Below are 13841 nucleotides of genomic sequence, written 5' to 3' on the forward strand. Positions count from 1 at the left end.
CAGCTCATGATACTGCAAATCAACACACATCAACCCTGGCGAAGCTTGAAATTTGCGCTGATACTATCCTTAATTTATTTTGGAGCTATCGGCAGACTCTCTGCGCAAAAAGATTTAAGTTCGGATTCTCTGATGATAAGGAAAATTTATGATAATGCCCTCACCGCTGGAAAGATCGGCCCAAATCTTTATCATCTAACCTCAAAAATCGGATCAAGAATCTCCGGATCTGCAAATGCGCAAAAGGCAGTGGAATGGGGGAAGAAGAAGATGGAGGAGATCGCTCCGGACCGTGTTTATCTCCAGGAGGTCACCGTGCCACATTGGATCAGGGGCAAGAAGGAGAAATCTTTTTTTATCTCCAAATCAGGAAAGAAAATCCCTATGTCCGTATGTGCCCTGGGAGGATCTATTGGTACCGGAGGAGTGTTAAGCGCTCAGGTAATAGAAGTAAATAGCTGGGGCGAACTAGCTGCTCTGGAAAATAAAGATGTTCAGGGAAAATTTGTTTTCTTCAACAGGGCTATGGATCCTAAAGAGATCGAGACTTTCAAGGCGTACCTTGCTGTTGTGGACCAGCGCGCAAGAGGGGCCATCGAAGCAGGAAAGCGCGGCGCGGCGGGGGCCCTGGTGAGGTCAATGACCTTAGCTATAGACGAAGTCCCACATACGGGAGCCATGAGTTATGATCCTGATGTGAAAAAAATCCCTGCTGCAGCACTGAGCACAAAGAGTGCTGATGTGTTGAGTCATGAGCTTAAACGAAATTCTGATCTTATTTATTCCTTAGAAATGAACTGCATACAGTTGCCCGATGTTAAAAGTTACAACGTAATCGGAGAAATCAAAGGATCTGTGTATCCCAATGAATTTATCACAGTGGGCGGCCATATCGACACCTGGGATTTGAGTGAGGGTGCAAGTGATGACGGAACGGGCTTTGTACAAACGCTGGAAGTTCTTCGCTTAATTAAAAACCGTGATCAAAAACCGGAAAGATCGATCCGTGCAATCTTGTATATGAACGAGGAGTCAGGGGCCCATGGCGCACTTAAGTATGCTCGGGAGGCTAAGTCGGCCGCAGAAACACACATTGCTGTCATGGAGTCGGATGCCGGAGGGTTTACGCCGAGGGGCTTCAGGGTAGAAGGCAGCCAGGAAGTGAAGGAAAAGATGAAGGCATGGAAGCCCTTGTTCATTCCTTATAAAGTAGCAGAATTACATTCAGGTCATAGAGGAGTCGACCTGGCACCAATGAAAGATCAAGCCAAAGCATTGATCAGTCTGGACTGCGATGACCAGCGGTTGTTCGATATTCACCACAGCGCCCTTGACACTTACGATAAAATAAATATAAGAGAGGTTGAACTAGGTGCTGCAGCAATGGCTTCTCTTATAGCTCTAATCAGTAAACATGGATTTTAAGCAAACAACAATGAAAAAAGTTAAAAAGTCCTTATTATTACTAACCCTGATCCTCTTTTGCTCGCAGGCTTTTGCTCAACAACCCGCAAAAGCAAAAAAACCTTTCCGTGATGCGGTGCAAGCGGGTGGACTCCTGTTTGTTTCCGGTCAACTGGGCCTGAATTCTCTTGTCCAAGGTAAAGACTCTTTCAGGGATGAAGTTCGGAATGCATTGGGAAATGTAGAGCGGATTCTGCACGAAAATGGCCTGTCGCTTAAAAATGTTGTTAAGGTAACCGTGTACTTAAAAAAGCCTAAACAATTTGATGTTTTCAATGAGGTCTATTTGCAGCAGTTCAGCGATCCTTTTCCCGCACGAACCTGCGTGATTGTAAAGGACCTTGTTCGACATGCAAACATTGAAATTTCTGTAGTCGCCAGCACCCCTTAGCAGCTAAGTAATAAAGCGAATTTCATATCATCAATTCTCCGTAAGGGCCGCCAGATAGCACTCATAAGAGCGTTCGAACGGTATACGCCGAGCAGAAACATGGAACAATATGGCAACGTTTGCATACGCATTGGTTAGTTCTCCGTATATTTCTGAAGTCTGTTATTACCCTAATTAAGTTTTAGACCTTGAAGTTTTACTGATGTTAAAAATGATTACGGCTGCAAACACCAATGCGTATGCAAATACCTGCAGAAGACCTAATGGTTCGTGATAGACCACTCCCGCTAAAATAAACGCGATTATTGGATTGATGTTCAATATCATTGCCACTTTTGAAGAACTGATCCGGCTAAGGGCGTATAGATTTAAAAACAAGGGGACGATTGTATAGATGACCGCAATGATCTCTACATAAAAGTAAAATTTAAAATCTGAGGGAATCGGGCCGGAGAATGCGGGGTAAAAAAATCCTAATAAAACAGCCGATAAAAGTATGTGAAAATTAAGTACCAGAAATTTATCTAATCCGGAATTTTTGTTTTGACTGATAATATAAACAGCATAGCTAAGGCCAACTATTGTACTAAAAAACATATCGCTTATGCTGGTATATGAAAGCAATAAGCATCCGGAACCGCTTAGCACTACAGAGAACCATTGTAATCGGTTCAATCGCTCCGACAAAAGGAAAAAGGCCAGTAATGTTGTTAAAATGGGGCAGACTAAATAGGCTACAGAGGTAGCGCGTACACTGACATGGTTCATCACATAAATGAAAGAAAACCAATTGACAGTCAAAAAGACGCTGCCGGTAACGTTTAGGCCAATAATTGTCAATCGTTTCTTTTTCGGCAAAGATTTCAGCAGCCGCAAATTAGCTAAGAGACTTTTCCTTTTAAAAAGCAGTGAAATCATTGACATAACTACAGCGCAGCTAAAAACGCGATAAAAGAGGATATCTAACGGCGCATAAGCATGTAAAGGCTTTAACACCAGGCTAAAAAATCCCCAAATTGAAAAAGCTACTATCGCAGCTAAATAATGCTTAAAATTTTTCGAAATATTATTATTATCCATATGCCTGTCTAAACAACTGATTTATTAATCCAAAACTATAGGTTTAATGGACTATCTTTGGCGTCCAGAAACCAAAAACACAGTAGTCCACATGCTTCCGTTTGAAACGCTGATTGTAATCGATAAAATGTTATCCCGTCCGGCTTACATGCAGGTTGTTGATGGGGTAATAAAGCTTATTAAAGACGGCGTAATTCAAAAAGGAGACCAGATGCCAGGAACAAGGTCTATGGCTGGCATGGCAAAGATTCACCGTAAAACGGTTATTGCCGCTTATAGCGAGCTTATTGCGCAGGGATGGTTGGTTGCTGTGGCTAAACATGGACATTACATAGCCAGGGAATTGCCTAAGGGCGGTATAAAACAATGGGGAGTCCCTGCAAATGGCTATGTATCCGGTAGCAAACTGAAAAGTACGTTTCTTAAAATCGAAACGACCAAAGAATTTCATCCACATTCTTTTGCGCTTAATCCAAGCCTCATCATTGATGACGGTCATCCGGATTCCAGGCTGGCACCGATGCACCTGCTAAACAGAGAGTACCTGCGGCGTTTAAAACAGCAGCATGTTAGTAAAAAGCCAGCAATTACGTTAGCTCCCGGTTCATTAAAACTAAGGGAAACAATGACAAGCTATCTTGCGCAAACAAGAGGCATACAGGCGGATTTACCAAACATACTTATTACACATGGTGCTCAGATGAGCATTTACATAGCTGCCAGCTTACTGCTTCAACGCGGGAGCTACATCATTGTAGGTGAACCCGGATACCATGTAGCTAATTATGTGTTTGAATACCTTGGCGCAAATATTATCCGCATACCGGCAGATCGTGACGGAATAGATGATGAACTTATCAGAGATGCCTGTGAGAAATATACCATCAGCGCTTTGTATCTCATCCCACATCATCATTACCCCACTACTGTTACCTTAAGCCCGGAACGACGTTCTTCGATATTGAATATAGCTGAACAATACGATTTTTCTATTATTGAAGATGACTATGACTATGGATTTCAATATGATTCATCTCCCTATTTGCCATTGGCTAGCATTCATCCTGACAGGGTGATTTATGTTGGTTCTTTTTCGAAATCGCTTTCTACTTCCATCAGAATCGGGTTTATGGTTGCAGCCTCAGATTTCATTGAGCAGGCCATCTATTTAAGAAAGATAATAGAGTTAAAAGGAGATAATATCATGGAAGATTCGCTTGCAGCGCTCATAGAAAGTGGAGACCTGGGAAGGCATTTAAAAAAGGTTAATAAGATTTTCGGGCATAGAAGAGACTATTTATGCGCTTCACTGGATGAAAAATTAAAGGACGTTGTTTCTTTTGCCAAGCCTGAAGGCGGGTTAGCACTTTGGACGATATTCAATAATGAATATCCGTTAAAAAACATATCATTGAAAGCTTCGAAAATGGGTTTATTTATTAACGACGGTCAAATATTTGACAATTTCAATGCGAGATATAACGCTCTCAGGTTTGGTTTTGCTTCCATAAACGAGACAGAGATTGATAACATTACAGGTATAATTGTACGCTGTTTGTGATTTCGATGTTGCTTTGTAGCTTGATGTGATAGTTTGGATCCTAATCAAATTCGATGATTTAACTCTCTGTGGAAACCGGAAAAAAATTCGAATTCTTGAGTCAAATTAATTTTTATCGTAATGTAGTGATTTGATCACTTCTTTACGATTGGATAGTCCAAATTCAATTAGCGTATTCAGGACGGTCCAGATTTCTTGAGCGTGCTTGGTTAAGACATAGTAAGTTATGTCTTGTGTGGATGTATATTCAATATTTTTTTGGATAAGCTGATGAGCTTCCAACATGGTAAGCTCAGAACTTAGTACTTTCGGGGAGATGCCTTCAGATACCTCAAAGAAATCTTTAAACCGTAATTTTTCATAATAATGCAGGTTTAAAAGAATACAGAAACGCCATTTTCCACTCAATAAATCTAAGGTGTCTCTCAATGCTAAAAATCTTTGTTTTAAGATTTTTTCATTTTCTATACAAGGTTTTATCTTCTTATCCATCATACTTTCCTTAAGGTTAGTAAACACAAATTTACTACATAAGGAAACTAACTTTGCTTAAAACAATGTTAAAATGAAAAAAATATTAGTCACAAGTGCAACCGGAAAGCAAGGCAGTGCCGCAGCATATGAATTGCTAAAAAACGATTTTGAGGTATTTGCACTTACCAGAAATCCTCAATCTTCAGAAGCCGTCAATCTAAAAAAAGCAGGGGCAACTTTAGTAAAAGGCGATTTAGAAGGCATTGAAGATTTAAAAGAAATATTTAAAAAAGTCGACGGGCTTTATTTAGTCCTCCCTCCTGTATGGGTTTCCAGCAAAGAATCGGATGAGAAAGAAGCAGAAATTGGCATACGAACAATCAAATTAGCAGAAGAACAAGGCGTTAAATTTGTCCTTTATTCATCGGTCCTTGGATCAGATAAGCAGCATATATTTAGGCCAAAATTTAAGTTTACGATCGAAAAATACTTGTTAAAAAGTGATTTACAAGGGGCAGTAATAAGACCTGCTTCTTTTATGGAAAATCTACTTTTACCCAGTTTCGGATTAGCAGAAGGCAAGTTTATCAACTCCCTACCTGAAGAAAGGGCAATCTCTTGGGTTACTGCCAATGATATTGGAACCTTTGCGCGAATAATATTTCAGAATTATAAAGCGTTCAACGGAAAAACGGTTGATTTTGGAGGTAAATTATTTACACCTAAACAAGTTTTAAAACTATTGCAAGAGAAGTTGGACCAATCAATCGAATTCGAACAAGTGCCGTTAGAAGTACTTTATCAACAAAGTGAAACCTTTGCCAAATTGGTTGAAATGATCGACAAAGAAGGTTACGACCCCATCGATTACAAATTTATATCTTCCTGGATGCCAAAGCTGACAGACTTTGAACAGTGGATAGATGAAATAGGAATTAAAAAAATAAAGGAATTACGTTCCGTAGACAATCAATCGTAAATATAATAAGACACAACCCTGATTGACATAGGCGCTATCAGAGAACAGATAGATTGTGTGCATTCAAGAGAAATATTGGCTCTCGTTGGAAGGCATCTTCGCTTCAGGCATTTAAGATGTTCTTTCTTCCCCATTCCGCCAGCAATTCCATGACATCGTTGAGTGATCTTCCTTTTTCAGTAAGCGTGTATTCGACTTTGGGGGGAATCTGTGCATAAACCTTTCGTGTAATAATGCCGTCAGCTTCCAATTCTTTCAAATGCCTTGATAACACTTTTAAGGCGATGCCTGGGATGGTCTTGTGAAGTTCGCCAAAGCGTTTAGGGCCATCTATCAGTATCCATATGATGATAGGTTTCCACTTGCCGCCAACGATACTAATCGATGCGGTTATCGGGCAGTCGCAAACGGTGTTTACCTTTTTTTCAACTATTTTTTCTGTTAACATATTGATTATGAATTAACGTGACAAAAGTGTCACTACTTGACAAATGTGCCATTACTTGACAAAAGTATAATAATGAATTAAAATTGTAGAAAAAAAGTTATGAAGATTATTATTATCGGTGCCACAGGCACAATTGGAAAACATGTTACTGCTGCACTGGAGAAGGAACATGAAGTTTTGAAGGCCGGCTCAAAAAGCGGCGATCTGCAGGTAGATATTTCGTCGGTTGAATCGATCGAAAATTTTTATAAGGCAGCCGGGAAGTTTGATGCCCTGGTTTGTATTAGCGGCGACGGTCACTTCGGTCCTTTAGCCAGCATGAAGGATGCTGACTTCCGCACCGGCGTTAACAATAAGTTGATGGGACAAGTCAATCTGGTCTTGATAGGTCAGCACTACGTTAATCCTAAAGGATCCTTTACGCTAACCTCCGGTTCACTAGCGGAAGACCCTGTGATATTGGGAGCGAACCTCAGCACGTTAAACGGGGCTATCAATGGCTTTGTAACGGGGGCTGCGATCGAATTAGAAAATGGTGTAAGAATAAACGCAGTTGCACCTGGTGTGGTGGAAGAATCACCGGCATATTTCCCTTATTTCCCGGGTCAGATCCCGGTTACCATGTACCGCGTTACCCAGGCTTATGTTAAAAGTGCACTGGGAGGACAAACTGGGCAGGTTTACAAAGTATTTTAAAATAACGGGGCCTACCTAAAATGGAATAAATATGGATTATGATCAAATAGTTGACGATGTGGTAAAAGCCGCATTCATCGCCTGGAACAGCGGCAGAAAAGAAACACTTATTGAACTCGTGTCAGACGACATAATATTCATTCACAACGGGGAAAAGGCTGATATCATCGCATTTTCGGACCAGTTATTTTTCGGCGAAACCAGTGCCAAATTTACAGAAATTCATAAAGCTGAAAATGCAGGTAAAACCGTATTTGCTACGCTGGAGGAAAAGTGGAAGTGTTGATGCACTTCGAAACATCGAATGGAAAGATCAGCTTTTTGGATGCTGGTAGACCCTGAATTTGGGGAGTATGATGCTAAAGTAAGGTTACCGCCCAGAACTGAAGTCTGGGCGGTACCGCTTGTTAAGACTAAAAGATCCTTTTCAAGTCTTGACTTTTGTTATTTATCAAAAGTGTTTACAAAGGGCTTTTAAACTTTGTGTGAATTTGTGACGCATGGTAATTTAGGGTTAAAATGATGGCTTAAAACCACAGCGAGACTGAAATTATAGTCTTGCTGTTAATTATTTGCTGCCTGAAAATCCAGGGCGCCTAGCGGCACAAAAGTGGCTTTATGGAATGATTCAAGGGGATATGAATATAATCGTGAAGACAAAAAAAATAGGACCGTACACTTTTGAAAAGAGATTAAATTTTCTGCACCAGCGGAGAATCGTGTTAATTCATTTTGACATAATCCTTCAAAACGAAGAATTTTGTGCGGATAGGAGAATGGCATTGCAATAGACACCATTGATGGAGACAACTAGTATGATTTTTCTGACGAAGCTTTTTCCGACTTCGAAACCCTCTGAAACAATGCCTGTTTTTGCCAAAAAAGTATGATGCTGCCGGATACTCCCTAAGTGATAGACAACGAAACATTCGCAACATTGCACCATATTCCGGTAACCAGTCTGCGTTTGAAAATGACTGCGTATATATATATCACATTTCCATTATCCCATAAGAACGCTGCAATACGATCAAGCAGCTCCTGCGCATTTTTGTCATTTTCTCCAATCAATAGATATTTCATCAACACATGTATCTTAAGTTTCGTCTTTATATTGTCCAATCAATCCTCAAAAAGGACTTTAATAAGAGTATATAGGCCTATGCAGCATCCTATTATGATGAAGGCCATTAATACCATCGAGAGCATGTAAACCATCATCTTATTTTTTCCATCGTTTATGTGTCCACAACCATCCGTATGGTTCTTCCCGAATGTTTTCAGCCAACAGATCAACGTACTTTTGGGTGATTTCACCCTCGGTAAAGGCACCCGCATCAGCACACACCGGCATACAGGCCAAGTTGTAGCTTCCTTTCGATATTTGGGTGATGTGCAGGTATACAACTGCCGCGCGATCCGCCCGGGCCAGCTTTTCCATGCCTGAAAAAACATAAGTGTCCTGATGTAATAAGGTAAACCTGTATTTCTCCTCCTTTGTTGCTGGACATTGGTCAGCGAGAAAAAGATATAAGGCAGGAGGTGATTTCTTAGCCAGTACATGGCGTACAACTGCGCTATCTGGTATTAACTCCATGCCAAAACGAGATCGAACCCTAACCATCAGCTTGTTCATCGCCGCTGAACGAAGCGGTTTGTAAATCGCGTATACCTTATGCGGAATCTTGTATGGCATAAAATTCAGCATTTCCCAGTTTCCACAATGCCCCAGGCAGGCAATAACATCCCTTCCGGATTTTATATAGTAGTCTACCAGTTCCAGATTCTTAAAGGTTATTTTTTTATCAAGGAGCTCCGCTGGAGCGGATACACTTTTTATGATTTCGGCAAAATAGGCTGTAAAGCAGGAATAGAACTTTTTTACAATGGCCTGGACTTCGCCATACCTCTTCTCTGGAAAGGAACGTGCAATATTCTGAATGACGACTTCCTTTCTGTATCCAATAAGGTAATAAGCCGCGAAAAAGGTAAGTGAAGCCATCGCATGCAGAAATGACATAGGCAACAGGCTTAGGGCATATACAGTCACATAGGCGGCTTTGTATACCAAAGTCTGTATAGTCTGCTTCAGCTTCATGACTTAAAACTTCATCTTTAGACCAACTGATGCGTATGGCGAGACAGAAAAATGATAGTCATTGTCTCCTGCAAACACCCCTTTTAGCGTCCTGTCACTGTACGCTGCAGGGCGGTACAGGTTCAGTCCTGCCATTCCAGTCAGAGACATCCCGGTACGAAGCTTTACTTCGGGACGGAATCCCGTTACGATATACTGGTGGGAAAATATGACATCCTTACCTTCCTTTTTGAGTAAAGCAACCTGTCCATTCATTTCAAGGGCGTACGATAGTTTGAAGCGCTCATTAAAATCATATCCCGCGGAGACATCCAGTCCTTCAATGAGCTCAACATTGATGTCGAATTTCCCTTCCGACTTCCACTTCACATAAACAGCGGGAAATACCATGGGATAGCCCAAAGAGCTATTTATGGCCAGTCCTCCTCCAATGGAAAGATTCGGCTTAAGGTGGCGGATAAAAACCACACTTCCGCTTGCCAGTACATTTTTGAAACTGATTTTGGAAAAATCGGTGGAGGGCGTAAATACGCCTATCCCCAAACTTGCGCGCACCGACCATCTTTCATTCAAAGGACGCAAATGGTAAACACCCAGCTGCAGATTCATGATTTCGGACACCATATCCTCAGCGAAATGTTGGTTTTTTAACGAAACGTATGCTCCGCCAAAACCGATTCCCCAGGCAGTCGGGCGATTGTTCTCATTTAATTTCATCGATAACGGCATACTGAACCCAGCCTGGTACACCATGGCGGAGCCTTTTGCATCACCGATTTTTTCCCTTGGCTTCTCGCCCGGAGGCAGGTAATAGTAGCCCGAGTTTCCAAGGTACTCTGTTCTGAGTGATACTTCCTGTGCTCGGCCTTCCATATATACCGATGTCACTAACGCTATTAAGATTAATGATTGTAACTTCATGTGATTATAAATTTGTATTTGCGATTATTCACTTATCTCAGACAAAAGAATAGTTTATGGCTAGGAATAGAAAGGAACATCTTGTGAACTTCATTATAGAAGGCATGAAATGTAGCCTGGAAGAGTTCAAATAAATCCGCGGGCCGTTCCGATTCCAAAGTTGTGCACCGATTTGCGGCGTGGTTTATCAATTTCTATGTTGCCTGTAATAACCTGGGCGATCCTTACTCCATTCATTTAGCCTGTCATCGACAAAGACAAGCCGGTATATACCATGGTTCGGGCTTTTATATCCCAAGGTAGAGGTTCGCTCTTTGGAAGAAATCACTTCGTAATCATTCCCCAATATCGAAATCACTTTTTTCTTGGACATACCGATACTGATTTTCTTTATACCATTGTCCATGTCTGTCAGGCTTTTGCTTGCAGAACATGCGACCATGACACAGGTCAGGATTGCTAAAAAAAATTTTCTCATATTCATATTTTTTAAACTTTGTGGTAGAAAACATCAGCAAACTAAAACGTACCGAAATTCGGATAACCATTCTTTGTAGGATGAACTCCGGTACATTAGCTTTTTTTGGTCTCGTGATGTTTAGAATTTATAGGCTATCCCGATAGTTGCTCCATTGTTTTTCATGGATCCTTCTCTGGCCTTATGGAGGTCCCTAAGACCAAAGCGATAAGCCGCATTGATCTGCCAGTTTGTATCAAAGTCATAACCGGTAATGCCTCCGAGCCCATAATCGAAACGGTTCATGGCGAGGCTTCCCGAATTCTCCTCGTACAGGTTCACGCCATCCGCTTTTGCTCCGATCCCATAGCCGAGGTAAGCGCCCGCTCCGATAAAGGCCTTTCCTGCACCGACTTCTTTCTGAAGGATAGCATAAAGTGGTATCTCCAGCCCTAAAGTCTTTATTTTAGCGGATGATCCTCCGTTTTTTGCCTCAAGCTTTGAGGTATTGTAATAGACATCGAGGCCGGATTGCAGAGCGAAGTTAGAACTAACTTCATATTTGACGGTAGCACCCACCGTTCCGCCTATGCCGATTTTGCTTTTGAAGCCCTTCATGTCACCTCCCAGGCGGTAGTTGAACAGGCCTGCTCTGGCCTTGAACTTTACAGACACGGGCTTTTCCTGTGCTGACAATTCTGTGATGAAGATCGTTGCTCCTAAAACGCAAACAAATGCTAATACGTTCTTTTTCATTGTTATAAAATTTTATGTTGTTATTAAATTTTGAACAAAAGAACGATGAAGGGAGCGGTTACGAAACCATAACGTGATGGGGTTTAGAATTTACCAAATGAGATGCAGTATTTAAGGGATGGAGTTTTTCGCATCACGCTATTCTACTATTCCGTCCATCCATTTCAGAAATTCCGGTACACGAACACGGCTTACCAGAACCTCATGCGGGCATGCGGGCTGAAAGGAAAGTTTCAGGCGGCTGTTGAAATACCTGGCCACATTTTCAACGGCTTTTACATTTCCGATACAATTGCGCGATACCCGGAAAAACAGACGATTATCGAGCTGTTGCTCCAGTTGATCCAGCGTATAGTTGATGATATGCCGATTATCGCCGAATGTGTGGAGGAAAACGACCCCCTCTTCGCTATAGAAATGGGCGATGTCGGTCGTTTCAATGTAATGGTAGTTTTCCCCTTTTGATATCAGAAAACGGTTCTTGGTTCTTACAGACAGCATCTGCTCAAGATTCCTGGGGTCTGACCTATAAGAGGAGCTATGGAAGATATTTTCGAATTTTGCCAATGCGCCCTCCAACTCTTTCTCGTCGAATGGTTTCAGGAGGTAGTCGATGCTGTTCAGTTTGAACGCTTTGATGGCGTGTTCATCGTACGCTGTAGTGAATATCACGGGCGTGCCAACCTCAACCTGGTTGAATATCTCAAAGCAGTTGCCGTCCGCCAGACGGATATCCATCAGGATCAGTTCAACGGTAAATACTTTCAGGAACCTGATGGTATCAATAACCGTTTTGGTATGGCTCTCCAGCATATAATTGGGACGCAATTTGATCATCATGCGTTTTAGTTCTTCGTATGCGAACCGCTCATCTTCTACGATCAGGTATCTCATGGCTGTATATAGGGGATTTTTACAATAAACTGTTGCTGGGTATGCTCAATGAGCATCTCTTGGGCATGTACCTTATATTGCTCGGCAATATATTTTAGTCCGATTCCACCCTTTTCAGCATCTATTGATGGCTGGAAGTTATTCTCGACGGTAATGTATTCGCTGTCTATAGTAATCTTTATGTTCAGTACGTAAGCTTCGGTTGCGATATTGTGTTTGAATGCGTTTTCTATTAGCAGTTGCAACGTAAGGGGGATGATCCTGCTGTTTTCATGATCCGCCAATTTATCCACGGTAAAGGTAAACGAGTTTTCAAACCTCATCCTCATCAGGAAGATATACGAGTCCAAGGCGTCCAGTTCCTCCGCAACGGAAACGACCGGTTGCTGGGTGAGGGAAAGTACATAACGGTAGGTTTTGGAGAGGGCCTTTGTAAACTTGTTGGCATTGTCTGGATTTACATAGATCAGAGAAGACAGTACATTTAGTGAGTTAAACAGGAAATGCGGATTTATCTGAGACCTCAATGTCTCGTGCTGGAATAACAGCACCTTACGTTTCGCTATTTCGGAATTTGCTATCGCTTTCTGTTCAGACTGGAAATAATAGATCAGCTCGAATACCAGGAGTATGGGGATATTTGCCGCCATAGCAAATGCGAACTTTACCGAAAAAGGAGGTAGTCCCTCTTCGGGTATCAGCAGTACGTTGTATATGATGTAATTGAACATCCATAGCAGCCCCAGGCATATTAAGGTTATCCCTGCAATGTCTGCCACAACGCGATAAAGTATATTTTTGGAATAGGGCAAATGTTTGTTCAAGAACAATAGCAAACCGTAGTCGGCTATGCACATGGTAAAGATCACGACATAATGGGCCGATAACTGGATATGGAAATTACGCCATAAATCTTCTTTCATGAGGATGATGCTGAATAACATCTGGCATAAAGCATAGATCAGCGTGGAGATGAAAAAGATAAGAAATCGCTTTATATCGGTCTTTTTTATTCTGGCCATCTTTCAAAGTTAAAGCTTCCGGGTAAGATTTTATTTAAAAGCCTTCTGCTTTTCTGATGAACTTCATTTTTTAAAGGATGAATTTAGTGTTGTTTGTAACCAGCCGGTATATTGGGGGGGTATTTCGGTGAATAGGCAGCCTCTGTTTCGCTGCAAAGTAGCCTCCAAGCTGTTGACGGACTTGGTAAGTTCTTAGGCGTTATCTCAACGACGTAAATCCATTCTTGCGTTGCGTTTTGGAAGGCAAACTGGGGATTTCGCTAAAAGTGGTTCTCCGTCACTTTTGGTGAATTATGCTGATTTTGCAAGTACCATTTTCCTTAGCAGCTGAAACCCTGCCTTGCCGTACATCTTTCTTTTAATTGTTTTAATACGATTGACCTGCCCTTCAACCTGCCCATTACTTATATTGGTTATCACTGCATTATTTGTTTGAGGCTTCTCCTCGCGGGCTTGAGATAACATTTAGAATTTTAGCCATGGTTAAGTAGTTTAAAATGTTTAATTAAGTGCAGGATTGGCACAACTTTCAGGTTTAAGTAAACTGGTGCCTGTATCATTATCAAAGCTATAGATGTAGTCATGGAGGAATCATGACAA

Annotated in this window: 17 protein-coding genes; 6 read left to right on the top strand and 11 right to left on the bottom strand. The window is 41.5% G+C overall.

Annotation, left to right across the window (positions count from 1 at the left end):
* Positions 1–6 precede the first annotated feature (6 nt).
* On the top strand, positions 7–1425 hold the full coding sequence (locus tag EYS08_RS03635; RefSeq protein ID WP_131028487.1) for a M28 family peptidase: 1419 nt from the start codon (positions 7–9) through the stop codon (positions 1423–1425).
* A 10-nt stretch (positions 1426–1435) separates the two neighbouring features.
* Positions 1436–1855 carry a RidA family protein gene (locus EYS08_RS03640; protein ID WP_165456361.1) on the top strand — a complete coding sequence of 140 codons (420 nt, stop codon included), beginning with the start codon at positions 1436–1438 and terminating at the stop codon, positions 1853–1855.
* A 174-nt stretch (positions 1856–2029) separates the two neighbouring features.
* Here the strand turns inward: EYS08_RS03640 and EYS08_RS03645 are convergent, their stop codons facing one another.
* Complete coding sequence (locus EYS08_RS03645) at positions 2030–2935, bottom strand: EamA family transporter (protein ID WP_131028489.1); 906 nt, start codon at positions 2933–2935, stop codon at positions 2030–2032.
* Positions 2936–2981: 46 nt separating this feature from the next.
* Between EYS08_RS03645 and EYS08_RS03650 the strand changes: the two genes are divergently transcribed.
* Positions 2982–4496 (top strand): aminotransferase-like domain-containing protein, encoded by a 1515-nt coding sequence (locus EYS08_RS03650; RefSeq protein WP_131028490.1) that lies wholly within the window; start codon positions 2982–2984, stop codon positions 4494–4496.
* Between the two features lie 105 nt (positions 4497–4601).
* On the opposite strand, the gene EYS08_RS03655 is transcribed toward EYS08_RS03650, so the two are convergent.
* Positions 4602–4991 carry a winged helix-turn-helix transcriptional regulator gene (locus tag EYS08_RS03655; protein ID WP_244215844.1) on the bottom strand — a complete coding sequence of 130 codons (390 nt, stop codon included), beginning with the start codon at positions 4989–4991 and terminating at the stop codon, positions 4602–4604.
* A gap of 70 nt (positions 4992–5061) precedes the next feature.
* Between EYS08_RS03655 and EYS08_RS03660 the strand changes: the two genes are divergently transcribed.
* Complete coding sequence (locus EYS08_RS03660; RefSeq protein ID WP_131028491.1) at positions 5062–5949, top strand: NmrA family NAD(P)-binding protein; 888 nt, start codon at positions 5062–5064, stop codon at positions 5947–5949.
* Positions 5950–6052: 103 nt separating this feature from the next.
* On the opposite strand, the gene EYS08_RS03665 is transcribed toward EYS08_RS03660, so the two are convergent.
* Positions 6053–6397, bottom strand: coding sequence for a winged helix-turn-helix transcriptional regulator (locus tag EYS08_RS03665; protein WP_131028492.1), 345 nt, complete (start codon positions 6395–6397; stop codon positions 6053–6055).
* A 99-nt stretch (positions 6398–6496) separates the two neighbouring features.
* Between EYS08_RS03665 and EYS08_RS03670 the strand changes: the two genes are divergently transcribed.
* Positions 6497–7093 (top strand): short chain dehydrogenase, encoded by a 597-nt coding sequence (locus tag EYS08_RS03670; RefSeq protein WP_131028493.1) that lies wholly within the window; start codon positions 6497–6499, stop codon positions 7091–7093.
* 31 nt (positions 7094–7124) lie between these two features.
* Entirely contained in the window at positions 7125–7379 is a 255-nt protein-coding gene (locus EYS08_RS03675) for a nuclear transport factor 2-like protein (protein WP_131028494.1), read from the top strand.
* A 620-nt stretch (positions 7380–7999) separates the two neighbouring features.
* Here the strand turns inward: EYS08_RS03675 and EYS08_RS25630 are convergent.
* The 8 genes from EYS08_RS25630 to EYS08_RS26585 form a co-directional block, all read right to left on the bottom strand.
* On the bottom strand, positions 8000–8176 hold the full coding sequence (locus EYS08_RS25630; RefSeq protein ID WP_165456362.1) for a hypothetical protein: 177 nt from the start codon (positions 8174–8176) through the stop codon (positions 8000–8002).
* Between the two features lie 139 nt (positions 8177–8315).
* Positions 8316–9191, bottom strand: a complete 876-nt coding sequence (locus EYS08_RS03680) for a lysophospholipid acyltransferase family protein (RefSeq protein ID WP_131028495.1) — start codon at positions 9189–9191, stop codon at positions 8316–8318.
* A 3-nt stretch (positions 9192–9194) separates the two neighbouring features.
* Entirely contained in the window at positions 9195–10112 is a 918-nt protein-coding gene (locus tag EYS08_RS03685; RefSeq protein ID WP_131028496.1) for a DUF6268 family outer membrane beta-barrel protein, read from the bottom strand.
* 187 nt (positions 10113–10299) lie between these two features.
* The gene (locus EYS08_RS03690) at positions 10300–10590 is read right to left on the bottom strand and encodes a hypothetical protein (RefSeq protein WP_131028497.1); all 291 of its coding nucleotides are present in this window, start codon (positions 10588–10590) and stop codon (positions 10300–10302) included.
* A gap of 120 nt (positions 10591–10710) precedes the next feature.
* Positions 10711–11325, bottom strand: coding sequence for a porin family protein (locus tag EYS08_RS03695; RefSeq protein ID WP_131028498.1), 615 nt, complete (start codon positions 11323–11325; stop codon positions 10711–10713).
* A gap of 138 nt (positions 11326–11463) precedes the next feature.
* Positions 11464–12219 carry a LytR/AlgR family response regulator transcription factor gene (locus EYS08_RS03700; RefSeq protein ID WP_131028499.1) on the bottom strand — a complete coding sequence of 252 codons (756 nt, stop codon included), beginning with the start codon at positions 12217–12219 and terminating at the stop codon, positions 11464–11466.
* On the bottom strand, positions 12216–13241 hold the full coding sequence (locus EYS08_RS03705) for a sensor histidine kinase (protein WP_165456363.1): 1026 nt from the start codon (positions 13239–13241) through the stop codon (positions 12216–12218). The genes EYS08_RS03700 and EYS08_RS03705 overlap by 4 nt, the downstream gene beginning before the upstream one ends.
* A 291-nt stretch (positions 13242–13532) precedes the next feature.
* The gene (locus EYS08_RS26585; protein ID WP_131028500.1) at positions 13533–13706 is read right to left on the bottom strand and encodes a transposase; all 174 of its coding nucleotides are present in this window, start codon (positions 13704–13706) and stop codon (positions 13533–13535) included.
* Positions 13707–13841 lie beyond the last annotated feature (135 nt).

The organism is Pedobacter kyonggii (genome assembly GCF_004310665.1).
GTDB lineage: Bacteria > Bacteroidota > Bacteroidia > Sphingobacteriales > Sphingobacteriaceae > Pedobacter > Pedobacter kyonggii.

Coding starts and splice junctions, on each gene's coding strand:
- EYS08_RS03635 (WP_131028487.1), top strand. CDS start 7: ATGATACTGCAAATCAACACACATCAACCCTGGCGAAGCTTGAAATTT.
- EYS08_RS03640 (WP_165456361.1), top strand. CDS start 1,436: ATGAAAAAAGTTAAAAAGTCCTTATTATTACTAACCCTGATCCTCTTT.
- EYS08_RS03645 (WP_131028489.1), bottom strand. CDS start 2,935: ATGGATAATAATAATATTTCGAAAAATTTTAAGCATTATTTAGCTGCG.
- EYS08_RS03650 (WP_131028490.1), top strand. CDS start 2,982: ATGGACTATCTTTGGCGTCCAGAAACCAAAAACACAGTAGTCCACATG.
- EYS08_RS03655 (WP_244215844.1), bottom strand. CDS start 4,991: ATGATGGATAAGAAGATAAAACCTTGTATAGAAAATGAAAAAATCTTA.
- EYS08_RS03660 (WP_131028491.1), top strand. CDS start 5,062: ATGAAAAAAATATTAGTCACAAGTGCAACCGGAAAGCAAGGCAGTGCC.
- EYS08_RS03665 (WP_131028492.1), bottom strand. CDS start 6,397: ATGTTAACAGAAAAAATAGTTGAAAAAAAGGTAAACACCGTTTGCGAC.
- EYS08_RS03670 (WP_131028493.1), top strand. CDS start 6,497: ATGAAGATTATTATTATCGGTGCCACAGGCACAATTGGAAAACATGTT.
- EYS08_RS03675 (WP_131028494.1), top strand. CDS start 7,125: ATGGATTATGATCAAATAGTTGACGATGTGGTAAAAGCCGCATTCATC.
- EYS08_RS25630 (WP_165456362.1), bottom strand. CDS start 8,176: ATGAAATATCTATTGATTGGAGAAAATGACAAAAATGCGCAGGAGCTG.
- EYS08_RS03680 (WP_131028495.1), bottom strand. CDS start 9,191: ATGAAGCTGAAGCAGACTATACAGACTTTGGTATACAAAGCCGCCTAT.
- EYS08_RS03685 (WP_131028496.1), bottom strand. CDS start 10,112: ATGAAGTTACAATCATTAATCTTAATAGCGTTAGTGACATCGGTATAT.
- EYS08_RS03690 (WP_131028497.1), bottom strand. CDS start 10,590: ATGAGAAAATTTTTTTTAGCAATCCTGACCTGTGTCATGGTCGCATGT.
- EYS08_RS03695 (WP_131028498.1), bottom strand. CDS start 11,325: ATGAAAAAGAACGTATTAGCATTTGTTTGCGTTTTAGGAGCAACGATC.
- EYS08_RS03700 (WP_131028499.1), bottom strand. CDS start 12,219: ATGAGATACCTGATCGTAGAAGATGAGCGGTTCGCATACGAAGAACTA.
- EYS08_RS03705 (WP_165456363.1), bottom strand. CDS start 13,241: ATGGCCAGAATAAAAAAGACCGATATAAAGCGATTTCTTATCTTTTTC.
- EYS08_RS26585 (WP_131028500.1), bottom strand. CDS start 13,706: ATGTTATCTCAAGCCCGCGAGGAGAAGCCTCAAACAAATAATGCAGTG.